The sequence below is a fragment of the Streptomyces sp. NPDC005925 genome, from assembly GCF_040638805.1.
GTDB lineage: Bacteria > Actinomycetota > Actinomycetes > Streptomycetales > Streptomycetaceae > Streptomyces.
Genome location: NZ_JBEXVL010000012.1, coordinates 148,952 through 171,121, shown reverse-complemented (window position 1 = coordinate 171,121; position 22,170 = coordinate 148,952). Strand labels below are relative to the sequence as shown.

The 22,170-nt window shown below is 73.9% G+C and carries 22 protein-coding genes; 9 read left to right on the top strand and 13 right to left on the bottom strand.

The window, feature by feature from the left end; genetic code table 11:
- Window positions 1-41: 41 nt before the first annotated feature.
- The 4 genes from ABZ354_RS17240 to xylA all read right to left on the bottom strand — a co-directional run bounded on the left by ABZ354_RS17240 (window position 42) and on the right by xylA (window position 4,375).
- Entirely contained in the window at window positions 42-605 is a 564-nt protein-coding gene (locus ABZ354_RS17240) for an NAD(P)H-dependent oxidoreductase (protein WP_358657476.1), read from the bottom strand.
- Window positions 602-1,723 carry a Gfo/Idh/MocA family oxidoreductase gene (locus tag ABZ354_RS17235; protein WP_358657475.1) on the bottom strand — a complete coding sequence of 374 codons (1,122 nt, stop codon included), beginning with the start codon at window positions 1,721-1,723 and terminating at the stop codon, window positions 602-604. Before ABZ354_RS17235 ends, ABZ354_RS17240 begins: the two co-directional genes overlap by 4 nt.
- Window positions 1,720-2,766: a Gfo/Idh/MocA family oxidoreductase gene (locus ABZ354_RS17230; RefSeq protein WP_358657473.1), complete on the bottom strand. Its 1,047-nt coding sequence runs from the start codon at window positions 2,764-2,766 to the stop codon at window positions 1,720-1,722. Before ABZ354_RS17230 ends, ABZ354_RS17235 begins: the two co-directional genes overlap by 4 nt.
- A 445-nt stretch (window positions 2,767-3,211) precedes the next feature.
- Complete coding sequence (gene xylA / locus ABZ354_RS17225) at window positions 3,212-4,375, bottom strand: xylose isomerase (RefSeq protein WP_358657471.1); 1,164 nt, start codon at window positions 4,373-4,375, stop codon at window positions 3,212-3,214.
- 180 nt (window positions 4,376-4,555) lie between these two features.
- On the opposite strand from xylA, the gene xylB reads away from it, so the two are divergent.
- From xylB to ABZ354_RS17210, 3 genes are all read left to right on the top strand, one after another.
- The gene (gene xylB / locus ABZ354_RS17220) at window positions 4,556-5,995 is read left to right on the top strand and encodes a xylulokinase (RefSeq protein ID WP_358657469.1); all 1,440 of its coding nucleotides are present in this window, start codon (window positions 4,556-4,558) and stop codon (window positions 5,993-5,995) included.
- Between the two features lie 190 nt (window positions 5,996-6,185).
- A complete protein-coding gene (locus tag ABZ354_RS17215; protein ID WP_358657467.1) occupies window positions 6,186-7,394 on the top strand; it encodes an ROK family transcriptional regulator in 1,209 nt (402 codons plus the stop codon).
- A gap of 58 nt (window positions 7,395-7,452) precedes the next feature.
- Window positions 7,453-7,701, top strand: coding sequence for a hypothetical protein (locus ABZ354_RS17210; RefSeq protein ID WP_358657466.1), 249 nt, complete (start codon window positions 7,453-7,455; stop codon window positions 7,699-7,701).
- 163 nt (window positions 7,702-7,864) lie between these two features.
- On the opposite strand, the gene ABZ354_RS17205 is transcribed toward ABZ354_RS17210, so the two are convergent.
- Window positions 7,865-8,692 carry an SAM-dependent methyltransferase gene (locus tag ABZ354_RS17205; RefSeq protein ID WP_358657464.1) on the bottom strand — a complete coding sequence of 276 codons (828 nt, stop codon included), beginning with the start codon at window positions 8,690-8,692 and terminating at the stop codon, window positions 7,865-7,867.
- 312 nt (window positions 8,693-9,004) lie between these two features.
- Here ABZ354_RS17205 and ABZ354_RS17200 point away from each other — a divergent pair, with 312 nt between their 5' ends.
- Window positions 9,005-9,622, top strand: coding sequence for a TOPRIM nucleotidyl transferase/hydrolase domain-containing protein (locus ABZ354_RS17200; RefSeq protein WP_358657462.1), 618 nt, complete (start codon window positions 9,005-9,007; stop codon window positions 9,620-9,622).
- Window positions 9,623-9,646: 24 nt separating this feature from the next.
- On the opposite strand, the gene ABZ354_RS17195 is transcribed toward ABZ354_RS17200, so the two are convergent.
- From ABZ354_RS17195 to paaA, 6 genes are all read right to left on the bottom strand, one after another.
- A complete protein-coding gene (locus ABZ354_RS17195; RefSeq protein ID WP_358657460.1) occupies window positions 9,647-10,429 on the bottom strand; it encodes a DUF899 family protein in 783 nt (260 codons plus the stop codon).
- A 223-nt stretch (window positions 10,430-10,652) separates the two neighbouring features.
- Window positions 10,653-11,792, bottom strand: coding sequence for a 1,2-phenylacetyl-CoA epoxidase subunit PaaE (gene paaE / locus ABZ354_RS17190; RefSeq protein ID WP_358657459.1), 1,140 nt, complete (start codon window positions 11,790-11,792; stop codon window positions 10,653-10,655).
- The gene (gene paaD, locus ABZ354_RS17185) at window positions 11,792-12,382 is read right to left on the bottom strand and encodes a 1,2-phenylacetyl-CoA epoxidase subunit PaaD (RefSeq protein ID WP_358657458.1); all 591 of its coding nucleotides are present in this window, start codon (window positions 12,380-12,382) and stop codon (window positions 11,792-11,794) included. Before paaD ends, paaE begins: the two co-directional genes overlap by 1 nt.
- On the bottom strand, window positions 12,376-13,308 hold the full coding sequence (gene paaC / locus ABZ354_RS17180; RefSeq protein WP_358657457.1) for a 1,2-phenylacetyl-CoA epoxidase subunit PaaC: 933 nt from the start codon (window positions 13,306-13,308) through the stop codon (window positions 12,376-12,378). The genes paaD and paaC overlap by 7 nt, the downstream gene beginning before the upstream one ends.
- Before the next feature lie 32 nt (window positions 13,309-13,340).
- Entirely contained in the window at window positions 13,341-13,643 is a 303-nt protein-coding gene (gene paaB, locus ABZ354_RS17175; protein ID WP_358657456.1) for a 1,2-phenylacetyl-CoA epoxidase subunit PaaB, read from the bottom strand.
- Window positions 13,640-14,626: a 1,2-phenylacetyl-CoA epoxidase subunit PaaA gene (gene paaA, locus ABZ354_RS17170; RefSeq protein ID WP_358657455.1), complete on the bottom strand. Its 987-nt coding sequence runs from the start codon at window positions 14,624-14,626 to the stop codon at window positions 13,640-13,642. Before paaA ends, paaB begins: the two co-directional genes overlap by 4 nt.
- 296 nt (window positions 14,627-14,922) lie before the next feature.
- Between paaA and paaI the strand changes: the two genes are divergently transcribed.
- The 5 genes from paaI to ABZ354_RS17145 all read left to right on the top strand — a co-directional run bounded on the left by paaI (window position 14,923) and on the right by ABZ354_RS17145 (window position 20,901).
- Window positions 14,923-15,354 (top strand): hydroxyphenylacetyl-CoA thioesterase PaaI, encoded by a 432-nt coding sequence (paaI, locus tag ABZ354_RS17165; RefSeq protein ID WP_358657496.1) that lies wholly within the window; start codon window positions 14,923-14,925, stop codon window positions 15,352-15,354.
- Window positions 15,351-16,706: a phenylacetate--CoA ligase PaaK gene (gene paaK / locus ABZ354_RS17160; protein ID WP_358657454.1), complete on the top strand. Its 1,356-nt coding sequence runs from the start codon at window positions 15,351-15,353 to the stop codon at window positions 16,704-16,706. Before paaI ends, paaK begins: the two co-directional genes overlap by 4 nt.
- A 282-nt stretch (window positions 16,707-16,988) precedes the next feature.
- On the top strand, window positions 16,989-18,497 hold the full coding sequence (locus ABZ354_RS17155) for a carboxylesterase family protein (RefSeq protein WP_358657452.1): 1,509 nt from the start codon (window positions 16,989-16,991) through the stop codon (window positions 18,495-18,497).
- A 181-nt stretch (window positions 18,498-18,678) separates the two neighbouring features.
- The gene (locus tag ABZ354_RS17150; RefSeq protein WP_358657451.1) at window positions 18,679-19,257 is read left to right on the top strand and encodes a hypothetical protein; all 579 of its coding nucleotides are present in this window, start codon (window positions 18,679-18,681) and stop codon (window positions 19,255-19,257) included.
- Between the two features lie 474 nt (window positions 19,258-19,731).
- A complete protein-coding gene (locus ABZ354_RS17145) occupies window positions 19,732-20,901 on the top strand; it encodes a phosphodiester glycosidase family protein (RefSeq protein ID WP_358657494.1) in 1,170 nt (389 codons plus the stop codon).
- Window positions 20,902-20,920: 19 nt separating this feature from the next.
- Here ABZ354_RS17145 and ABZ354_RS17140 read toward each other — a convergent pair whose 3' ends face one another.
- Window positions 20,921-21,115, bottom strand: coding sequence for a hypothetical protein (locus ABZ354_RS17140; protein ID WP_358657449.1), 195 nt, complete (start codon window positions 21,113-21,115; stop codon window positions 20,921-20,923).
- A gap of 146 nt (window positions 21,116-21,261) precedes the next feature.
- Complete coding sequence (locus tag ABZ354_RS17135; RefSeq protein WP_358657447.1) at window positions 21,262-22,125, bottom strand: phosphatidylinositol-specific phospholipase C/glycerophosphodiester phosphodiesterase family protein; 864 nt, start codon at window positions 22,123-22,125, stop codon at window positions 21,262-21,264.
- Between the last annotated feature and the right edge of the window lie 45 nt (window positions 22,126-22,170).

Sequence of the window (22,170 nt, the reverse complement as noted above, 5' to 3'; positions counted from 1 at the left end):
CCGCTCGAACTGCTCATCAATGGTCCCGTCCTGTTGCTGGTTCAGGCCCGGCGCAGCGGTACGAGCGCGTCGGCCAAGGCGATCACTTCGGTGAGCATCCGCCGGAGCGCGGCGTCGTGACGTTCGGCGGGCTTGAAGGCGGTGTACTGCTCGAAGTCGGTCAGGAGCGAGAGGTTGACCTGGGTGTACACGGTTTTCAGCTGGACGGCACCGGCGACGAGTCGCAGGTGATCGAGGGCGCGGGCACCCCCGACGTTGCTGCCGTATCCGACCAGGCCGGCGGCTTTGTCGTTCCACTCGTTGTAGACGAAGTCGATGGCGTTCTTGAGCGCGGCCGGGATCGACCAGTTGTACTCGGGGGTGACGAAGACGAACCCGTCGAGTTCGGCGACCTTGGCGCTCCAGGCGCGGGTGTGCGCGTGCTCGTAGACGCCCGTCCGTGGAAGTCCCGGCTCGTCGAACAGGGGCAGGTGGTAGTCGGCGAGGTCGACGGTTTCGAATTCCGCGTTCTCACAGGCCCCGGCGGCCTTCTCGACCCACTGGGCGACCTGCGGTCCGAGGCGGCCGGGGCGGGTGGTGCCGATGATGATCCCGACTCTGGTCATGCGCGTCTCCCTGCCGGGGCCACCGCCAGTTCAACGGGCTGGCCGGTGCGCACCGATTCGTAGGCTGCCTGGACGATCCGCATCGTACGCACCCCGGCGGCGCCGTCCGGCCAGACGAGCGGCCCGGCGTGCGGCCCTGTGCGCGACCCGGCATGCGGCCCCGTGGGCGGCCCGGTGGGCGGCCCGCCACCGACCGCGGTGACGAACTCGCCCAGCATCACCGCGATCGGGTCGGCCCCGCCCGCCTCCCACCGTTCGGTGTCCGCGGCGACGTCGAAACCGCCGAGCAGCCGCGGAGCGGCGGTGAACTCCACGCTCCCGCTGTCACCGACGAAGGTCATGACCGGCCCGCCCCCCGCAGACCGGTTCCCGGACGCGCTCCAGGTGCAGTCGACGGCCGCGACGATCCCGCTCGCGTAGCGCACACTGACGAGTGCCGCGCTCTCGAAGCCCGGGTCGCCGCCGCCCAGGACATTGTTCGCCTGCGCGTACACCTGCTCCGCGGGCTCCCCGCCGAGGACCATGTCCACCAGGTCGAGGAGATACGCCGCACGGGTTGCCGGCACTCCGCCACCGACGGGCCCTTGAGCCACGGACGGGCCGGGGGCCGGGCCGGGACCGGGGTCACGTCCGTACCCAGGGCCAGGGCCGGTGTCGTACGACCCGTGCATGCTCATCAGCCGGCCTACGGCATCGCCGTCCGCGATCGCCCGGCGCACGGCGGAGAACGCCGGACTGAAACAGGCCGGGGACGCGAGAGTCAGTCGCACCCCCGCCTCCTGGCACGCGTCCACCATGGCCTGGGCGTCCGTCACCTCGCCGGCGGGCGGCAGCGCACACAACACCTGGGCGCCGACTCCGGCCGCCCGCTCGACCAGTTCCCGGCGGCGGGCGGCCTCGCTCGTGACCACGACGGCGTCGGGGCGCAGCGCGAACACCTCGTCCCAGCTGCTCGCGCAGGCCACGCCGAGCCGCTCGGCCATGGCCGGTCCTCGGGCCGGATCGCCGGGCGGGCCGTCGGGGTCGGCGGTGACCACGTCGACGCCCGGCATGTCGCGCAGCGCACGGACGTGCGCGGCGGCGCACTCCTGGGCGAACGACAACACGGCGACCTTCATGCGGTGACCTCCTCGACAGGCCCCCCACCGGGCTGCACGACAGGATGCGGGCCGGGCTCCCCGACGGGCTGCACGACGGGCAGTTCCACCGCGCGTCCGGTCCACGCGGACTCCGCCGCGGCCTGGGTGATGCGGACGGCGGCCAACGCGTCCCGGGCTCCGAGACGCGGCGCGGGACCGCCCAGGAACGCCTCGGCGAACTCGCGCATCTCGGCGACGAACAGCGACTCCCCGAAGTACTGCAGGGTCCCGGCCGCGTCACCGGTCACCTTGACCTCCTGGGGCCACTCGGAGTCGTACCGCACCGTCCCGCCGGTGCCCGAGACGTGGAACGTCACGCGCATGGGTGGGGACTGCTTCGCCGTCCACCGGCTCACCAGCCGGGTGAGCGCGCCGCTGGCGTGGGTGAGGACGGCGGTGGCGACGCCGACGGCACCGGCCGGGGCGGGTGTGGCGATGTCTCCCTGGTAGTAGGCGTGCACCCGTACGACGTCCCCGAAGATCCAGTGGGCGAGGTCGGCGCCGTGCAGCATCTGGTCGGTCAGGATCCCGCCCGCGCGGGCGGGCACACGGCCGGTCCACGGCCGGGGGTGGTAGCCGGTGACGGTGAACCGCGCGACCGCGCCCTCGCCCAGGCGGCCCGCCGCCACCAGGTCGTGAAGGCGGGCGAACGGCGGGGAGAAGCGCAGGTCGTGGGCCGGGTAGAGCGGCACACCGGCCCGCTCCGCGGCGGCGACGATCTCCTCCGCCTGCGCGACGTCGGCTGACAGCGGCTTCTCGCACACCACCCCCACACCCGCGGCGACGGCGGCCATGGCGATGGCGTGGTGGCTCTCCGTCGGGGTGCAGATGTCGACGGCGTCCGCGCCGTCCAGCGCCTCGGCGAGGGAGCCCACGGAGGTCACTCCGAAGTCGCGCGCCAGGTCCTCGGCACGGCCGTCGTCGGAGTGCACGCGAACGCGGGCCCCCGCTCTGAGCCACGCGTCCAGGTGCAGGCGGGCTATCAGTCCTGCGCCGATCAGTGCCACTTCCAGCTTCCGCATGGCATCCCCAGCCCTCGTTTTCGGCATGGCTGCCGACGGGCATGGCTGCCGACGCCGTGCTCGTCCGAAGTCCGATCAGTCTCGCCCGCACCGCCCGCCGGGGGCATCACCAACGTGGGTAGTCTCCGCCGGCTCCGACGGTTCCCGGTGATGGGGGCGGGGCCCGCGTCCCGGACGGGGGATCACGGTCGCGGGCGTGCCGGGGAGGATCGAGGGCATCGCCCCGTCGGCACGACACGCTCGCCCCGGCCCCGGCCCCGGCCCCGGCCCCGGCCCCGGCTCCGGCAGGGCGGACGGAGCGGCGGCGTTCGACGCGCGGGCCGGTCGACAGCAGCGCCGAGACGACCAGCCCGTACGTGCGCGTTCCGTAGGGTTCCTGACCCCGTGTGGGGGCCGGGACACGTCCCCGCCCCCACACTCCTCCCGGGAGCCACCGGGCGACGGCTCAGCGCGCCCCGAGCAGGTGGTCCATGGCCAGCTGGTCCAGACGCTCGAAGGCCATCCCACGGGCCGCGGCGGCCTCGACGTCGAACTCCTCGAACGCCGACCGGTCCGCGAGCAGGGCCTCCAGGCCGTCGGCGGCGGTGGGCTGGGCCAGTTCGTCCAGGCGAGCCGTGCGCAGCGCCTCCTGCACCTCGGGGTCGGCGCGGAAGGCGGTCGCGCGCTCCTTGAGGATGAGGTAGTTGCGCATGCAGCCGGCCGCGGAAGCCCAGACGCCGTCGAAGTCCTCGGTGCGCGGCGGCTTGAAGTCGAAGTGCCGCGGCCCGGCGTATCCGGCCGACTCCAGCAGGTCGACCAGCCAGAACGCGGCGCGCAGGTCACCGGCGCCGAAGCGCAGGTCCTGGTCGTACTTGATGCCGTTCTGGCCGTTGAGGTCGATGTGGAAGAGCTTGCCCGCCCACAGGGCCTGCGCGATGCCGTGCGGGAAGTTCAGCCCGGCCATCTGTTCGTGGCCGACCTCCGGGTTGACGCCGAACAGCTCGGGGCGCTCCAGCTTCTCGATGAACGCGAGGGCGTGTCCGACGGTCGGCAGGAGGATGTCGCCGCGCGGCTCGTTCGGCTTGGGCTCGATCGCGAACTTCAGGTCGTAGCCCTGGCCCGTGACGTAGTCGGCGAGCAGGTCGAAGGCCTCCTGCATCCGGTCGAGGGCGTCGCGCACGTCCTTGGCGGCACCGGACTCGGCGCCCTCCCGGCCGCCCCAGGCGACGTACGTCTCCGCGCCCAGTTCGACGGCGAGGTCGATGTTGCGGATGGTCTTGCGCAGGGCGTAGCGGCGTACGTCGCGGTCGTTGGCGGTGAACGCGCCGTCCTTGAACACCGGGTGGGTGAACAGGTTGGTGGTGGCCATCGGGACGCGCATGCCGGTCGCGTCGAGGGCCTGGCGGAACCGCTTGACGACGCCCTCGCGCTCGATGTCGGAGGAGCCGAAGGGGATCAGGTCGTCGTCGTGGAAGGTCACGCCGTGGGCGCCCAGCTCGGACAGACGCTGCACCGCCTCGACCGGGTCGAGGGCGGCGCGGGTGGCGTCGCCGAAGGGGTCCCGTCCCTGCCAGCCGACGGTCCACAGACCGAAGGTGAACCTGTCCTCGGGGGTGGGCTGGTAGCTCATGCCGCGGCTCCTTGCTCGGTGACACTATTTCGTCATGGCGCTTTACAAATTAGTATGCGGACGCACCTCTGGGAAGGGACAACCTGTTCCGGTGGTGCGGCGCCCTGGGCCGACACCGGCCCGGATGTCCGCACAACCCCAGGTCAGATCCCCGCTGAGCCGCGGAAAAGGGAGAAACCGATGTCAGCAGCCGAGGGTCCGCTCGTCGTCGGCGTGGACACGTCCACCCAGTCCACCAAGGCGCTGGTCGTCGACGTGGCCACCGGCCGGGTCGTCGCGAGCGGCAAGGCGCCGCACACCGTGTCCTCCGGGGCGGGCCGTGAGAGCGATCCGCGCCAGTGGTGGGACGCGCTGTGCGAGGCGCTGCGCCAGTGCGGCGACGCGGCGCACGAGGCCGCCGCGGTGTCGATCGGCGGCCAGCAGCACGGTCTGGTCACGCTGGACGAGCGGGGCGAACCGGTACGTCCGGCCCTGCTGTGGAACGACGTGCGTTCCGCGCCGCAGGCCCGCCGGCTGACGGAGGAGCTGGGCGGGGCGACGTTCTGGGCCGAGCGGACGGGGTCGGTGCCGGCCGCCTCGTTCACGGTCACCAAGTGGGCGTGGCTCGCCGAGCACGAGCCGGACGCGATTCGCGCGACGAGGGCGGTGCGCCTCCCCCACGACTACCTGACCGAGCGGCTCACCGGGCAGGGCACGACCGACCGGGGCGACGTCTCCGGCACCGGCTGGTGGGCGTCCGGCACGGAGTCGTACGACGAGGAGATCCTCTCGCACGTCGGCCTCGACCCGGCGCTGCTGCCCCGCGTGGTGCGTCCCGGCGAGGTGGCCGGCACGGTGCGCGACGGCCACGACCTGCCGTTCTCCAGGGGCACCCTGGTGGCGTGCGGCACGGGTGACAACGCGGCCGCCGCGCTGGGTCTCGGGGTGCGGCCCGGCACGCCGGTGATGAGCCTCGGCACGTCGGGCACGGTGTACGCCGTGTCGCGGCACCGGCCGGCCGACCCGAGCGGCACCGTGGCGGGCTTCGCCGACGCGCGCGGCGACTGGCTGCCGCTGGCCTGCACCCTGAACTGCACACTCGCCGTCGACCGCGTCGCGACCCTCCTGGGCCTGGACCGCGAGGCGGTGGAACCCGGCACGTCGGTCACGATGCTGCCGTACCTGGACGGCGAGCGCACCCCCGACCTGCCCGACGCCTCCGGCCTGCTGCACGGTCTGCGCCACGACACGACCGCCAGCCAGCTGCTCCAGGCCGCGTACGACGGAGCGGTGCACTCGCTGCTGGGCGCCCTCGGCCGGGTCCTCGACGAGGACGCGGACGCCTCGGCCCCGCTGCTGCTGATCGGCGGCGGCGCCCGCGGCACCGCCTGGCAGCAGACCGTACGGCGGCTGTCGGGCCGTCCCGTGCAGATCCCGGAGGCGAAGGAACTGGTCGCGCTGGGCGCCGCCGCGCAGGCCGCCGGGCTGCTGACCGGCGAGGACCCGGCTGCCGTCGCCCGGCGCTGGAACACGGCCGCGGGGCCGGTGCTCGGCGCCATCGAGCGGGACGAGGCGGCGCTCGCCCGGATCGCCGGGGTACTCTCCGACGCGGCCCCGCTGCTGGAGCGGCGCACGGGCTGAGGAACCGGCACGGCCCCGCTGCCCGCCCGGCACACGGACCGCCGAGACCGGACCGGCTAGCTGCCCGAGCGGCACACGGACCGCCGAGGACCGCTCGGCGGTCGCCCGGTGCCCGAGCGGCACACAGGCTGCTGAGGACTGGCGCTGCCGGCGTCGCACACCGGACTGAGGACTGAGGACTGACGCAAGGATGACCGCACCGCTGCACGAGGCGCATCCCGCCGGTCCCGGACGACGGACCCCGGACACCCAGCGGGGCATGCGCCGCCGCAATCTCGCCCGCGTGCTGCACGCCGTCAGCGCCGAGGGGCCGCTCTCGCGGGCCGCCGTCGCCTCGCGCATCGGGCTGACCCGTGCGGCCGTGTCGACCCTCGTGGACGAGCTGATCCGCTCGGGGCTGCTGGAGGAACTGGGCCCCGAACGGCCGGGCCGGGTCGGGCGTCCCGGCTCCGCGCTGGCGGTCAGCGGGCGCGGACCCGCCGGCATCGGCGCCGAGGTCGGTGTCGACCACCTCGCGGTGTGCGCGGTCGACCTGCGCGGGCGGATACGCGCGCGTGCCGTGCGCCAGGGCGCCAACCGCGGGCGGGCGCCCGGGCCGGTCGTCGCGGAACTCAGCGAGCTGGTGGACCGGGTCGTCGCCGAGGCGGAGGACGAGGGCCTGTGGCCGGCCGGCCTCGCCGTCGCCGTACCGGGCCTCGTGGCGCGCGACGCCCGGACCGTCGTCCGCGCCCCGAACCTCGACTGGCACGACACCGATCTGGCCGCCCTGCTGCCCACCGCGTTCCCGCTGACCGTGGGCAACGAGGCCACCTTCGGCGCGCTCGCCGAGCTGTGGCTCGGGGACGGCACCCCGCGGGACTTCCTGCACGTGTCCGCCGAGATCGGCATCGGTGGCGCCGTGGTCGTGGACGGACAGCCCCTGAGCGGAACACGCGGCTTCGCGGGCGAACTCGGCCACGTGCCCGTACAGCCCGACGGACCGGCCTGCCCGTGCGGCGGGCGTGGCTGCCTGGAGCAGTACGCCGGTGAGGAGGCGGTGCTGCGCGCGGCCGGCCTGGAACCCGGAGAGGACCGTGTCGGACTCCTCGCGGACCGCGCCGCGGCGGGCGACAGGGACGTACGCCGTGCCCTGCGCGAGGCCGGTACGGCGCTCGGCATCGCCCTGACGGGAGCGGTCAACCTACTCGATCCGCAGGGCGTGGTGCTGGGCGGCGCGCTGGCGGGGCTCGCGCCCTGGCTGCTGCCGTCGCTGCGGGAGGAACTGGCCCGGCGCACGGCGGGCCCGGCCTGCCCGGTCGCCGTGTCCCGGCTCGGTCCGCAGGGTCCGCTGCTGGGCGCGGCGCACTCCGTGGTGCGGACGGTGCTCGACGACCCGGCGTCGGTGGCGAACCGGGACTGACGGCGCACGACACTTCGCACGCGGCTCTTCTCGCGCGGCGAGGGCGCTGACGCGGGGCGTGGTGCTGACGGTGCTGTGCGCCGCCGCGCTCACCGCGACCGTCGCCGTGACGTGGTACGGGCCGGACAAGTCCAGGCCGCAACTGGAGGTGGTCACCCCCGACGGTGGTTTCTGCGGCCACCCCCGCGGCGTCACCGACGGCCGTCTGCTGCTGCGCACCACGGCCGGCGAGGTGACGGTCCGCCTCGAAGGCGTGCTCACCCTCCACGCGGTGAAATCCTGCTCGAGCCCCGGTGCGGCGGGCTGAACTCCGCGTCGTCCGGTCTCGTCTTCCCCGCGGAGGCCGGCACTCCACGCCCTCTTCCGGCCACCGGGCAGCTGGCACGAAGGGGGGCGCCCGACCGGGCGGGGCGCCCGGTCGGGCGTCGTTCAAGGAGCGCTGCCCCGTCGAGGGGAACCGCCGGGAAGCCCTACTCGGGCTTTCGGGCCAGGACCGAGGCGATGAGATGCTCCCAGACAGTGAGCTCCTTCTCGCCGTTGTTCCAGCGGTTGTCGACCGGATCGGGGCGCCACAGGGGGGTGGGCACGACTCCGGGTTCGAGGATGTCCAGGCCGTCGAGCAGGGCCGCGATTTCCTCGTCGGTACGCCACCGGCCGCGGCCGAAGGTCTGCTGGAGGATCTGTTCGGCCTGGGTGGTCTCGGGGTTGTTGCCGGAGCGGAAGTGGCTGATGAAGAAGTAGCTGCCGGCCGGCACCTGGTCGCGCCAGTAGCGGACGATGCGTGCCGGGTCCTCGTCGTCGTTGACGTGGTGCAGGATGGCGCTGAAGATGACGCCAACCGGGCGGTCGAAGTCGATCAGTTCCACGGTGTCCGGGTGGGCGCGGACGGCCGCGGGGTTGCGCACGTCGGCCATGATGACGCGGGTCCGGTCGTTCTCCTCCAGCAGCGCACGGCCGTGGACCAGCACCTGGGGGTCGGTGTCGACGTACACGACCCGGCTCTCCGGAGCGTGCCGCTGCGCGACCTGATGGACGTTGTCGGCGGTCGGGAGGCCGCTGCCCAGGTCGATGAACTGCCGTACGCCGGTGGTCCTCGTGATCTCCCGGACCGCGCGAGTCAGCGCTGCGCGGTTGGCGAAGGCGATGGCCACCGAACCAGGCAGGTCACGCTTGAAGACGTCGCCGATCTCCCGGTCCACGGCGTAGTTGTCTCTGCCGCCGAGCAAGTAGTCGTAGACGCGCGCGATGCTGGGCTTGGTGGAATCGATGGAGGAACCGTCATCCGTCATGACGGTCATTCTTCCTCACAACGTCCGCCGGTGCCCCGCGTCTTGGCCGCGTGTGATCGCCCGATACCGGTTTGTGATCGCCTCGGTGACCATCCGCGATCCGGCCGGCGCCGCCACCGTCTGCCGGTGCGGGTCGGCGCCGCTGCCGTCCGGCGCTCCGCCCCGACGACGGCCAGGACAACACCCGCAACCCCGCGCCCACTCCCACGCCCAGCCCGCGCCCGCGCCCACAGCCACAGCCACAGCCACAGCCACAGCCACGAGATGTTCGGCGGTCCTTATTCCCTCGCGCCTCCCACGGAACTGGACGACACTCGGCTCATGGCTGACATGGGGGCGTTCCGGGACGCGGTCAACGCGTGGGCGGCGGGCGGGTCCGGCGCCACCGCACAGGAACTGGCCGCGCGGCTGTCCGTCCGGGCGGCCGTCCTGCTCGAGGGGCTGAGCGACGTGGCCGCCGTCGACGCGCTGGCGGCGCGCCATGGGCGGGACCTGGCGGCCGAGGGGGTCTGTGTCCTGTCGATCGGCGGTGCGATGAGCGTCGGGCGATACGCCCGGCTCCTCGGCGCGCCCGGTCTGGGCCTGCGGCTCACAGGGCTGTGCGACCTGGCCGAGGGGCCCTATTACGCGCGCGGTTTCGAACGGGCCGGTGCGGAGCGGCACGGCTTCTTCGTCTGCGCGGCGGACCTGGAGGACGAGCTCATCCGCGCGCTGGGCGTGGCGCGGGTGGCGGAGCTCGTCCGGGAGGAGGGCGAGGTGCGTGCCCTGCAGACCTTTCTCCATCAGCCCGCGCAGCAGGGGCGTAGCCCGCAGCAGCAGTTCCGGCGCTTCCTGGGGACGAAGTCGGGGCGCAAGATCCACTACGGCCGGGTGCTCGTCGAGGCCCTCGAACCCGGTCGTGTGCCCGCCCCGCTCGACGGACTGCTCTCCCGTCTCTGAACCGGCGCCCGCCGCGCCGTGGCGTCAGCGGTGCGGGCCGTGTCGGCCGAGGGTTTCCACGGCGGTCGCGCCCGGGCGGGTCCATTGCGGCACGGGGCGGCTGGTCGGGCCCCAGGTGGGGTTGCCGTCCACGTCCGAGCGCCAGGACCAGCACGCCTCGCGTCCCTCGGGCCGGCCGTCGGGGTTGTCCTCCCACGCCTCGCCGCGGCCGTAGGGCGTCATGTCGAGCAGACCGAGGGACGCGTTGACCCGCTCGTTGCCGCGGCCGGTCGTGGAGTAGGTGAGGAACACGCGGTCGCCGTCCCGCAGGAAGCAGGCGAGGTGCCCCATCCCGCCGCCGATCGGCGCGTCCGCGTCGCGCACCGAGTACCAGGGTTCGGTGTAGCCCATGAACGCGACGTACGCGGCCACCTCCTCCCAGCGGCCGGTGGTCAGGACGGCGTACGAGACACCGCGGGCGTTGAGGTAGACGGCGTCCTTCAGGTGCCAGGCGGTGGTGGTGCAGCCCTCGCACTGGCCCTGGTGCGGCGCGCCGTCGTACCACATGTGCTGGTAGACGACGAGCTCGTCGCGGCCCTGGAACAGGTCGAGGAACGGCACCGGGCCGTCGGGGCCGACCACCTCGGTCCGCCCGTCGAGCTCCACCATCGGCAGCCGGCGGCGGGCCGCGGCGATGGCGTCGCCCTCCCGGGTGTGGGCCTTCTCGCGCACCAGCAGCTCGTCGCGGGCGGCCTGCCAGGTGGCCAGGTCGACCACGGGCGGGCGGCCGGGCGCGGCGGTGGTCGGATCGTCCGGCGTGGTCGTCATGGTGTCCTCCGCGGTGTCGTGCGCCGACGGCGTCGGAGGACGCCTGCGGCGGTCGGTCACCAGTACAGACTCGCGCCGCCGTCGGAACTCATCGCGGACCCCGTGACGCAGGGGCGCCCGGCCGGCCGTGGCCGGGCGCCCCGTCCGTTCACGCGCCCCCCTCGCTCGGCGCGTCGTCACCGCTCACTCGCTCCGCGCGCGGCGCCGCCCGGGCCGGCCGGGCTCAGCTGTCGTAGTCGACCGTCAGCGTCTCGGAGGCAGGGAAGCTCTGGCACGTCAGGACGTAGCCCGCGTCGACCTCGGACCGCTCCAGGGCGTAGTTGCGGCGCATGTCGGCCTTGCCCTCGGTGACCAGGGCGCGGCAGGTGCCGCACACGCCGCCCTTGCAGGCGAACGGCAGGTCGGGACGGACCCGGGAGGCCGAGTCGAGGACGGTGGACTCGCGGGAGAGCACGGAGGTCGTGCAGCGGCCGTCGAGGACGACGGTGACCTGGCTGACCGGGCCGTCGGCGGCCGGTTCCTCGTGGCGGGACTGCCGCACCGGTTCGTCGTCGGCGTAGAACAGCTCCTGGTGGACGCGCTGTTCGGGCACGCCGAGGCCGGTGAGTACGCGGCGGGCGTCGCGCACCATGCCGTGCGGCCCGCACAGCCACCAGTGGTCGGCGCCGCGCACCTCGACCAGGCCGTCGACGAGGGCGGCGAGCCGGTCGGCGTCGAGCCGTCCGGACAGCAGGTCGGCCTCGCGCGGCTCACGCGACAGGACGTGGGCGATCTGGAACCGGGTGGGGTGCAGGTCCTTCAGGTCGGCCAGTTCGTCGGCGAACATCACCGTGCCGGTACGGCGGTTGCCGTAGAACAGCGTGACCCGGGACCGGTCGTCGGCGGCCAGGACGGACTCGGCGATGGACAGCATGGGCGTGATGCCGGAGCCGGCGGCGATCAGGACGTGGTGGCCCGGCGTGCTCAGGTCGGGCGTGAACGCGCCGGTGGGGCCCATGACCTCGACGGTGTCACCGGGCCGCACCTCGTGGACCAGCCAGGACGAGAACAGCCCGTCGGGCACCTCCCGTACGCCGATCCGCGGGGGCGAGCCGGCCGGGGAGCAGATGGAGTACGAGCGCCGCTCGTCGCGCCCGTCCACCCGGCGGCGCAGCGTGAGCGACTGGCCCGGCGCGAAGGCGAACTCGTCGGCCAGTCCGGCGGGGATGTCGAAGCCGACGGCGACCGCGTCCTCACACAGCCGCTGGACCGTGGCCACCCGCAGGGCGTGGAACGCCGGGCGGCGGCGCGGGCGCGGGGCGAGCGCCCCGGGGCGGGCCGCCGCGGTGGGGGCCGCCGCGGTGGGGGCCGGCACGTCCTGCATCAGATCTCCTTGACGTACTCGAAGGGTTCGCGGCAGGCCAGGCAGCGCCACAGCGCCTTGCAGGAGGTGGCGCCGAAGCGGGAGGTCTCCTCCGTGTCCGCGGAGCCGCAGCGCGGGCAGGGCACGGCACGGCGGCCCACCGGCCCGGAGGCGGGCCCCCCGGTGGTCCCCGGGGTGGCCCCGGAGGGGGACCCGGCCGTGGTGGACCGGGTGGTGGACAGGACCAGGGGCACCGGTCCGGGTGCCCGGCGCGGGGCGGGGCCGGGCGGGGCGATGCCGTGCTCGGCGAGCTTGCGCCGGCCCTCCGGGGTGATCCAGTCGGTGGTCCACGGCGGATCGAGGACCGTGCGCACCCGCACCTGGGCGAACCCGGCGGCCCGCAGCCGCGCGGCCGTGTCGGCCCGCATCTCGGCCATGGCGGGGCAGCCGGAGTACGTCGGGGTGAGATCGGCGACCACCGTGCCGTCGGCCTCGACACGCACGTCCCTGAGGACGCCGAGGTCGGCGAGCGTCAGCATGGGCAGCTCGGGGTCCGGGACGCGCTCGGCGACGTGCCGGGCGCGCCGGGCGTCGGTAAGGGTGGTCACCATGTCGCCTCCGGGTGGGCGCGGGCCACGCTCTGCAGTTCGGCCAGCAGCGGGGCCAGGTGCTCGGTGTGCTCGCCGTCCCGTCCGGAGCCGGGCAGCGACGCCGCCGGGAGCACCGGCAGAGCCGCGGCCTCGGGCAGGGGCTTCGTCCCGGGCAGCGGCAGACCCGTCGTCCCGGACGGGGACTCCGTCCCGGGCATGGACTCCGGCCCCGGCAGCGGCAGACCCGCGGCCTCCGTGACCTGCCGCAGTACGGCGACGACTTCCGGACCGGCGTCGTACGCGGCGAACAGCTCGCCGGTGTACGGCATGACCTGCACCAGACCGGCTGTCATCCGCCGGTGCGACTCGTCGGTGCCGTCGCCGAGCCGGACGACCCACTCGGCGGCGTACTGCCGGTGGTACGTCAGCTCCTTGACGCCCTTGGCGGCGACGGCGGCGAGCACCGGGTCGGCGTGGCCGGCGAGGTGCTGGAAGTGGGCGAGCCGCCAGCTGGACAGCACGAGCAGCCGGGCCATGCTGAACGCGAAGTCGCCGGTCGGGAGTTCGGCGAGGCGGACGTTGCGGAAGTCGCCGGCGTCGCGGAAGTACGCGTAGGCGTCCTCGCCGCGTGCGGTGCCGTCGACCTGGCCGCAGCGGGCGTACAGCATGCGGGCCTGGCCGAGGAGGTCGAGGCCGATGTTGGCGAGCGCGACCTCCTCCTCCAGTTCGGGAGCGCGGGTGGTCCACTCGGCGAGGCGCTGCGCCGAGACGAGGGCGTCGTCGCCGAGGGCGAGACAGATCGCGGCCAGCTCCGCGGTGTCCACACCGTCGGGCACGTCGGTGCTCACACCGTGCAGCGGGTCTTCGAAGCCGGTCCCGAAGGCCCAGCGCGCGTCACCGTCCTCGTGGTCCTCGGCGAGGGACAGGTAGACGTGGTCGTCGCTCATGCCGTGCTCCTGGAGTCGCTCATGCCCGGCTCCTAGATGTGGGGGACGTCGTCGGGGATGTCGTAGAAGGTGGGGTGCCGGTAGACCTTGTCGGCGGCGGGGGCGAAGAACGGGTCCTTCTCGTCGCGCGTGGAGGCCGCGATGTGCTCGGAGCGGACCACCCAGATGCTGACGCCCTCGTTGCGCCGGGTGTACAGGTCGCGGGCGTGGGTGAGGGCCATCCGGTCGTCGGCCGCGTGCAGCGAGCCGACGTGGACGTGGTTCAGCCCGCGCTTGCCGCGCACGAACACCTCGTACAGCGGCCAGTCGGCCTTCGATGCCTGCGTGTCGCTCATGCGACGGCTTCCTTCCGTGCGCGGGCGGCCTGCTTGGCGGCGTGCGCGGCGGCGGCCTCGCGCACCCAGGCGCCCTCCTCGTGTGCGGTGCGGCGGCGTTCGACCCGCTCGGCGTTGCAGGGGCCGTCGCCGGAGATGACGCGCTGGAGCTCGGTCCAGTCGGGGGTGCCGAAGTCGTGCCGCCCGCGCTCCTCGTTCCAGCGCAGCTCCGGGTCGGGCAGCGTGACGCCGAGCTTGTCGGCCTGCGGGACGGTCATGTCGACGAAGCGCTGCCGCAGTTCGTCGTTGCTGTGCCGCTTGATCTTCCAGGCCATGGAGGCGGCGGAGTTGGGCGAGTTGCCGTCGGGCGGGCCGAACATCATCAGGGACGGCCACCACCAGCGGTTCACCGCGTCCTGGACCATCTCGCGCTGGGCGTCGGTGCCGCGCATCATCGTCATCAGCAGCTCGTAGCCCTGCCGCTGGTGGAAGGACTCCTCCTTGCAGATGCGCACCATCGCGCGCGCGTACGGGCCGTACGAGCTGCGGCACAGCGGTACCTGGTTGCAGATGGCCGCGCCGTCCACGAACCAGCCGATGACGCCGACGTCGGCGAAGGTCGGCGTCGGGTAGTTGAAGATCGACGAGTACTTCTGGCGGCCCTCGATCAGACGGCGGGTGAGGTCGGCGCGGTCGGCGCCGAGGGTCTCGGCGGCCGAGTACAGGTACAGCCCGTGACCGGCCTCGTCCTGGACCTTGGCGAACAGGATGGCCTTGCGGCGCAGCGAGGGCGCGCGGGTGATCCACTCCCCCTCGGGCTGCATGCCGATGATCTCGGAGTGGGCGTGCTGGGCGATCTGCCGGATCAGCGTCCTGCGGTAGCCCTCGGGCATCCAGTCGCGCGGCTCGACGCGCTGGTCGCGCGCGATGGTGCGGTCGAACTGCTCCTGGAGCTCCGGCGGAGCCTCGTCCTCCGTCGTGGAGCGGGTGTGCGCTGCGGTCATCCGTACCACCTAACCCTACCGAACCCAACCGACCATTCGTTCGGTCCATACTATGCCGAGCACCCCGCCCGACGGCAACAGGCCCTCCGCGCTCGACCGGCCCACCCTGCCGGCGCACCGCGTGCCGACACCCGGACACCCTCTTGACAGGCCCCTCGCGCGGCGGATTTCCTGACTGCGCCGCACGATAACCGAATGTTCGGTCGGGAAACAGAGGTGCAGGGGTGGCAGACGCAGTGACGGAGAGGACGGACGCGGCGCCGGGCGCGGTGCCGAGGCCCGGGCCGGTGGAGCGGATGCTCGCCGCGGACGAGGCGTCCCGCGGCCTCGGCATCGAGTTGCTGGAGCACGGCGAGGGGACGGCCGTGCTGCGCATGACCGTGACGCCCGCGATGGTCAACGGCCACCGGATCGCCCACGGCGGCTACGTGTTCCTGCTGGCCGACAGCGCCTTCGCCTGCGCCTGCAACAGCCACGGTCCCGTCACCGTGGCGGCCGGCGCCGACATCGACTTCGTCGCGCCCGCCCACGAGGGCGACGTCCTGGTGGCCACGGCCCGGGAGCGCACCCGGTTCGGCCGCAGCGGCATATACGACGTGAGTGTCGTACGCGGTGACACGGTCGTCGCGGAGTTCCGCGGCCGGAGCCGCACTCTCCGGACCACGCCACCCGCGCCGTCCACGCAACCCCGGCCCGCGCGGTCCACGGAACGTGAGGAGTCGTCATGAGCAGCGAACCCACCCGGACGGCTGCCGCGCCCCGCCGTGGAGAACCGCTGCCCGCCCACCTGCTGGACGACGCCGAGCGGATGACCCGCGAGGAGGTGCGCGACCTCCAGCTGCGGCGGCTGCGGGCGACGCTCCGGCACGCGTACGACAACGTGGAGCTGTACCGCGCGAAGTTCGACGAGGCCGGTGTCGCGCCCGGGGACTGCCGCACGCTGGAGGACATCGCCCGGTTCCCGTTCACCACCAAGGCCGACCTGCGCGACACCTATCCCTTCGGCATGTTCGCGGTCCCCATGGCGGACGTACGCCGCGTGCACGCCTCCAGCGGCACCACCGGGCGGCCCACCGTGGTCGGTTACACCGAGCGCGACCTGTCCAACTGGTCCGACCTGGTGGCCCGTTCGATCCGGGCGGCGGGCGGCCGGGCGGGCCACAAGGTCCACGTCAGCTACGGATACGGCCTGTTCACCGGCGGACTCGGCGCGCACTACGGCGCCGAACGCGCGGGCTGCACGGTGATTCCCGCCTCCGGCGGCATGACCGCCCGCCAGGTGCAGATCATCCGGGACTTCGAGCCCGAGATCATCATGGTCACGCCGTCCTACATGCTCACCCTGCTCGACGAGTTCGAGCGGCAGGGTGTCGACCCGCGCTCCACCTCGCTGCGCGTCGGCATCTTCGGCGCCGAGCCGTGGACCGAGGAGATGCGGCGCGAGATCGAGGACCGCATGGACATCCACGCCGTCGACATATACGGCCTGTCCGAGGTGATGGGCCCCGGTGTCGCGCAGGAGTGCGTGGAGACCAAGGACGGTCTGCACGTGTGGGAGGACCATTTCCTTCCCGAGGTCGTCGACCCCGTCACGGACGAGATCATGACCGACGGCGACAGCGGCGAACTCGTCTTCACGACGCTCACCAGGGAAGCCCTGCCGGTCGTCCGGTACCGCACGCGCGACCTGACCCGGCTGCTGCCCGGCACGGCCCGGCCCGGTTTCCGCCGCATCGAGAAGATCACCGGCCGCTGCGACGACATGATCATCCTGCGCGGGGTGAACGTCTTCCCCAGCCAGATCGAGGAGATCGTGCTGCGCACGCCCGGTGTCGCCCCGCATTTCCAGATCCACCTCACCCGACGCGGCCGTATGGATCACATGACCGTGCGGGTGGAGGCCAGGGCGGACGCGGCGACCGCCGAGCGGGAGGCGGCGGCCCGCGCCGTCGCCCGGGGCGTCAAGGACGGCGTCGGCGTGAGCGTCGAGGTGGCGGTGGTCGACCCCGAGACCCTGGAACGGTCGATGGGCAAACTGCGGCGGGTGAAGGACCTGCGCGAGGACGTTCACGAGGGCTGACAGGAGTTCTGCCAGGATTGAGGGGGATGGAGAGGACGGGCGCGGGGAAGGCGGTCGGCGTCCCGGCGTCGGCCTGCCGTCGACCCGCCGTCGGCATTCTTCGTCCGGATGAGGAGGGCCAGAGCCCGGCAGGTGCCGGCGGTCTGCCGTACCGGGGCCGTTGACCGCTCGTTTCCGAGGAAGGTTCGCCTCCCCGCCCTGACTGGTATCCACACCCCCCTCACCGCCCCGCGACCCGCACCCGCACCCCCGCACCCCCGCACCCCCGCACCGGAAGGTCCCATGACGCGCCGCTCCGCCCCGCCGCCGCACCCGGTCGTGCGCACGGTTCACGGCGCCGTCCGTGGTGAGCGCCGCGCCACCGGGGTGCGGTTCCTCGGTGTGCCGTACGCGCTGCCGCCCGTCGGCGCGCTGCGGTTCGCGGCGCCCGTGCCGCCGGAGCCGTGGCGGGGGACACGGGACGCGACGGCGTACGGGCCGACCGCGCAGCGACGGGCGTTCTCCGAGGTCACGACGATCCCGGAGCCGACCGTCCCGGGACCGGACATCCTCAACCTCAACGTGTTCACACCGGACCCCTCCCCCGGAGCCGGCCTGCCCGTCCTGGTGTGGATCCACGGCGGCGGGTTCGTCGCCGGGTCGGCGGCCAGCCCCTGGTACGACGGCGCCGCGTTCAACCGGGACGGCGTGGTGGTCGTCACCGTCGGCTACCGGCTCGGCGTCGAGGGCTTCCTCAGCCTTCCGGACGCGCCGGACAACAGGGGGGTGCGGGACTGGGTCGCCGCCCTGGAGTGGGTACGGGACAACATCGGCGCGTTCGGCGGCGACCCCGCGAAGGTCACGGTCGCGGGGCAGTCGGCGGGCGGCGGCGCCGTACTGACCCTGATGGCGACGCCGTCGGCCCGGGGCCTCTTCCGGGCGGGCATCTGCGCGTCCGGCGCCGTGATGCGTCCGCAGGGGCGGGACGTGGCCCACGCCGTGCGGCGTCTGTTCGCCGCCCGCACCGGTGTCCCCGCCACGGCCGCCGCGCTCCGGGACCTCACCGACACCGGACTCCTCGCCCACCAGGACCGGCTGAACGCGCCGGGGCCGGACCGTACGGCGCTCCCCATGATGGCGCTCGCCCCGTTCGCCGACGGCGAGCTCGTCCCGGAGCCGGTGCCGGACGTCCTCGTCCGCGGTGACGCGGGGGCGGACGTCCCGCTGCTCCTCGGCTGCACCGCGCACGAGTTCCACGGCATCCCGCAGCCCGACGCCACGCCCGAGGGCCTGCGGGTGATGCTCGCCGCGCACGGCCTCGACGAGGCCCGCATCCGCCGCTTCCTCGACACCTACGGCGGCCACGACGGCGGCCCCGGCGAGCTGCTGAACCAGGCCGTCACCGACATCACCTTCCGGTTCCCCGCCGTCGCCGTCGCCGAGGCACGCGCCCGGCGCGGACAACCCACGTGGCTCTACGAGTTCCGGTGGCCGTCCGCCGCGCCGGTGTTCGCGGGCCTCGCGCACCACTGCGCGGACCTGCCGTTCGCCTTCGACCTCCTCGACGCCGAGGGCGTCACGCCCGTCCTCGGCGCGCATCCGCCGCAGCACCTGGCGGACGCCGTGCACGGAGCCTGGGTCGCCTTCGTACGGGACCTCGATCCCGGCCCCGACTGGCCCCGCCACACGAACCGGGACCGCTCGACCCGGATCTGGGACGCCACGCCCCGCACCGAGAGCGACCCCCTGCGCCCGCTGCGGGCCATCTGGTCACCCCTCCTGCCCGGCCCGGCGGCGAGCGACCGGCACTGAGACCGCCCACCGCCGGGATCTCCTGTGATCGCGCCGCCGCCGGTCGCCCTCCCCTCCCTCCGAGCGGTCCAGCCATGACGGCGCCGCCCGGGGAGTGACGAACTGCGCCAGTGACCACAACCATTCGGCCAACCCGGGTGTCTCACGACATACCAGTACATCGACGCCCCGGGGGGACACCATGGGACGAACCAGGAAAGCGCTCACCACGGCCGCGCTCATGAGTGCCGCGCTGGCATTCACCGCCGTCCCGGCCGGAGCCGCACCGGCCGGCGCCACGCAGGGCGGCGTCACGCACAGCACGGCGTGCACCACCGGCTGGGGCAGCCTCGACAAGAGCGGCGCCGCCCCGACGTCAGAACCGCTGAAGAACATCAGGACCGGCCGGCACGACTGCTTCGACCGGATGGTCATCGACGTCCCGGGCGCCGGCAGCGGCGTCGGCCACCGGGTGCGGTACGTCGGCCGGCTCCAGCAGGACGGCGCCGGACAGCAGATCGCCGTCGGCGGCGGTGCCGTCCTCGAGGTCCGGGTTGCTGCGGCCGCCCACGACGAGAACGGGCAGCCGACCTACCCCGGCCGGGTCGGCCGTGCGCTGCCGGGCATCGACCTCGCCGGGTACCGCACGTTCCGCGACACCCGCTTCGCCGGCAGCTTCGAGGGCGAGACGCAGATCGGGCTGGGCGTCCGGGCCCGGCTGCCGTTCCGGGTGCTGGCGCTGACGGACCGGATCGTGGTGGACGTCGCCCACAGCTGGTGACCCCCGGGGGCGGGCCGTGCTGGGTGCGGTCGCCCGGCGACCGCACCCAGCCGACCGGCGACCGCACCGCACCGCACCGCACCGGGTCGGCGGTCGGGCAGTCGGCCGTCGGCCGGCCGTGCCATGGTGCCGCGCGCGTGCCCGGCTCGTCGTCCGGGGCGGGCACCGCCGCGTCCGGCGGGTCCGGCCGGCTCGTCCGACGGACCCTCACCTCCCTCGGTCCGCGCGTGATCGCCGACCAGTCACCCAGTCACCGTCAGCGCGGCCCACCCGGACGGGCCATCGCCGTCTGGCGCACTCCGCCCCTCGCCTGCGACATTTGACGGGACCTCAGGGGGTGCTGTGACGCGTCGGCGTGGGCGGTCGGGGACAGGTGGGAGATCCGGAGGCATCCGGAGTGGCGGCGTCGCCGGGGGACGGGGCGGAGGGGCACTGACGGTGCTCACGGCGCTCGGCGCGCTCACGGTCGCGAGCCTGGCGGGCGCGCCGGCGGCGGGCGCCGCGACGGATGGCGCCGCACCGGGTGGGGCCGTCCTCGCGTCCGGTGTCGGGTACGAGGAGTTCGACATCCCGGCGTCCCACGGGCCGACGCACGCGCACGTACTCCGCGTCGACCTGCGCGATCCGCACGTACGGGTCGGCCTGCTGCACCCGGGTGCGGTCTCCGCCCGTGCCCCCGTGTCCGTCATGGCGGACGCCCAGGGCGCGGTCGGCGGCGTCAACGGCGACTTCTTCGACATCTCGGAGGCACAGCACCCGGGCGTGGAGGCGACCGGCGCGAGCGTGGGCCCGGTGATCTCGGACGGGCGGGCGCTGAAGGCGGCGGTGCCTGAGGGCCAGCGGTTCGGCCCGGCCCTGCCACCCGGCACGTCCACGCGGGACGTGATCGGCGTGGGCGCGGACGGCAGGGCCCGCCCGGGCCGGCTGGTGCTCGACGGGTCCGTCCGCACGAGCGAGGGCCGGCTACCGCTCGGCGGCCTCAACCAGTACGCGCTGCCGGTGGATTCGGTCGGCGCGTTCACCGCCGCGTGGGGCAGCGCCTCCCGGGTGCGCGCCACCTGCGGCACGGACACCGACCGGGCGGCGCCGTGCAGCACGGACACGTACGAGGTGACCGTCCGGGGCGGCAGGGTCGTGTCGGCCGCCGACACCCCGGGCAGCGGACCCGTCGGGCCGGGGACCACCGTGCTCGTCGGCCGGGAGGCGGGCGCGCGGCAGTTGCGCGCATTGTCACCCGGGGAGCCGGTCCACGTACGGCACCGGCTGGTGGCGGCCACGTCCGGGGTCCCGTACCGCTTCGCCCTCGGTGGTTACCCGGTGCTGGTGGGCGGGCAGCCGCTGCCGGGTCTGGACGCCCGGACGTCGGCGGTGCGCACCGCCGTCGGCGTCACGGACGGCGGACGGCGTCTGCTGCTGCTCGCGGTGGACGGCGCGGTGGAGTACCGCAGTGGTCTGACCGTGGCCGAAGTGGCGGACACGATGCGGGGGCTGGGCGCACAGGACGCGTTCAGCCTGGACGGCGGCGGTTCGACGACACTGGTCGCACGGGAGCCGGGGGCGGCCGGTGTCTCGGTGCGCAACCATCCGAGCGGCGGTGCGCAGCGCCCGGTCCCGAACGGCATCGGCGTCTTCTCGACGCCCTGACAGTCGTACGGAACCGGTCTCAGGGCCTCAGGCTGCTGACGATGTCGGCGGTGGCCGTGAGGCCCTCGTGGATGGTGGGGGCCATGCTGGTGCCGGCCAGGTAGAAGCCGAGCAGCAGGCACACCAGCGCGTGGGACAGCTTCAGTCCCCCGTTGCGCAGGAAGATCACCGCCAGGATCAGCAGCAACAGCACCACAGAGATGGACACGGCCATCGCGAACCTCCTCCGCCACGTCCGTTTCGCGGCGTTCGGCCGCAAGTGTGGCGTAACGGAGGGTTCATCAGGGCGGCTGACCTGTCCGCCGAACGTGTGGTTCTTCGACGGGCCCGTGGTCCCCGGCAGCGTGTGGGCGTCGGTTCCTACGACGCGTCGTGGGCGTCGAGGAAGGCCTCGAGGCCCGCGAGGTCGTCGGTGTTCAGGTGGTCGACGTCGGCGGCGACCAGTTCGGCCCACAGCGCGTCCCGCTCGGGTCCGGGCGTGTCGGGGGTGGCCCAGAACCGGATGCGCTGCCCGCGGGCGTGCGCGTCCCCGACGATGGCGTGCAGCTTCTGCCGTTCGGCGGCGGGGAAGGCGCCGGTGCCCTGCCAGGTGAAGTGGTTGGTCCAGTTGTCGCTGATGAGCGGGATGAGGGAGGCGGGCGCCGCGGTGCCGAGGTCGGTGAGGCGGCCGTCGTAGAAGGCGCGGCGGCGGGTCTGGGCCTCCATCGGGGCGCGGGCGGCCCGGTCGCCGGAGATCACGGCGGTGACGGGGCCGGGGACGACGCGGCCGTGGACGCAGGCCGTGAACAGGTGCTGGTGACGGGCGAGCTGCCGGTCGAGTTCGAGGTAGGTGGAGGCGCCCTCGGTCTTGATGTCGACGAGCAGTTGGAGCGGCTTCCGCTGGCCGCGGTACACCGCGCCGCGGTTGGCGCGGACGCGGGCGGCGAGCGGGGCGAGGTAGAGGGACTCCAGCGTGCGGGCCGGGTCGAGGTCCTCCGGGTCGTGGGCGACGAGGAGTTGACCGTCGACGAGGTAGGTGTCGGCCTCGACGCTGCCGAAGCGGTGGTCCAGGGCGTCGAGGAGGGGGCGTGTGTGCTCGTAGTCGTTGTGGGCGTGGGCGCGCCACAGCGGACGCGGGCCGCGTCGGTCGCCCTCGGCGGCCGCGCGGGGCGCGGGCAGGGCGACCGTCCCCGCGAGGGCGGCGCCGAAGGTGGTGAGAAGAGTGCGTCGGGTGGTGAGGGCCATGCGCTGCCTCCCTGATCGTGCCGTACGGAACCTCTGTGAGTATGG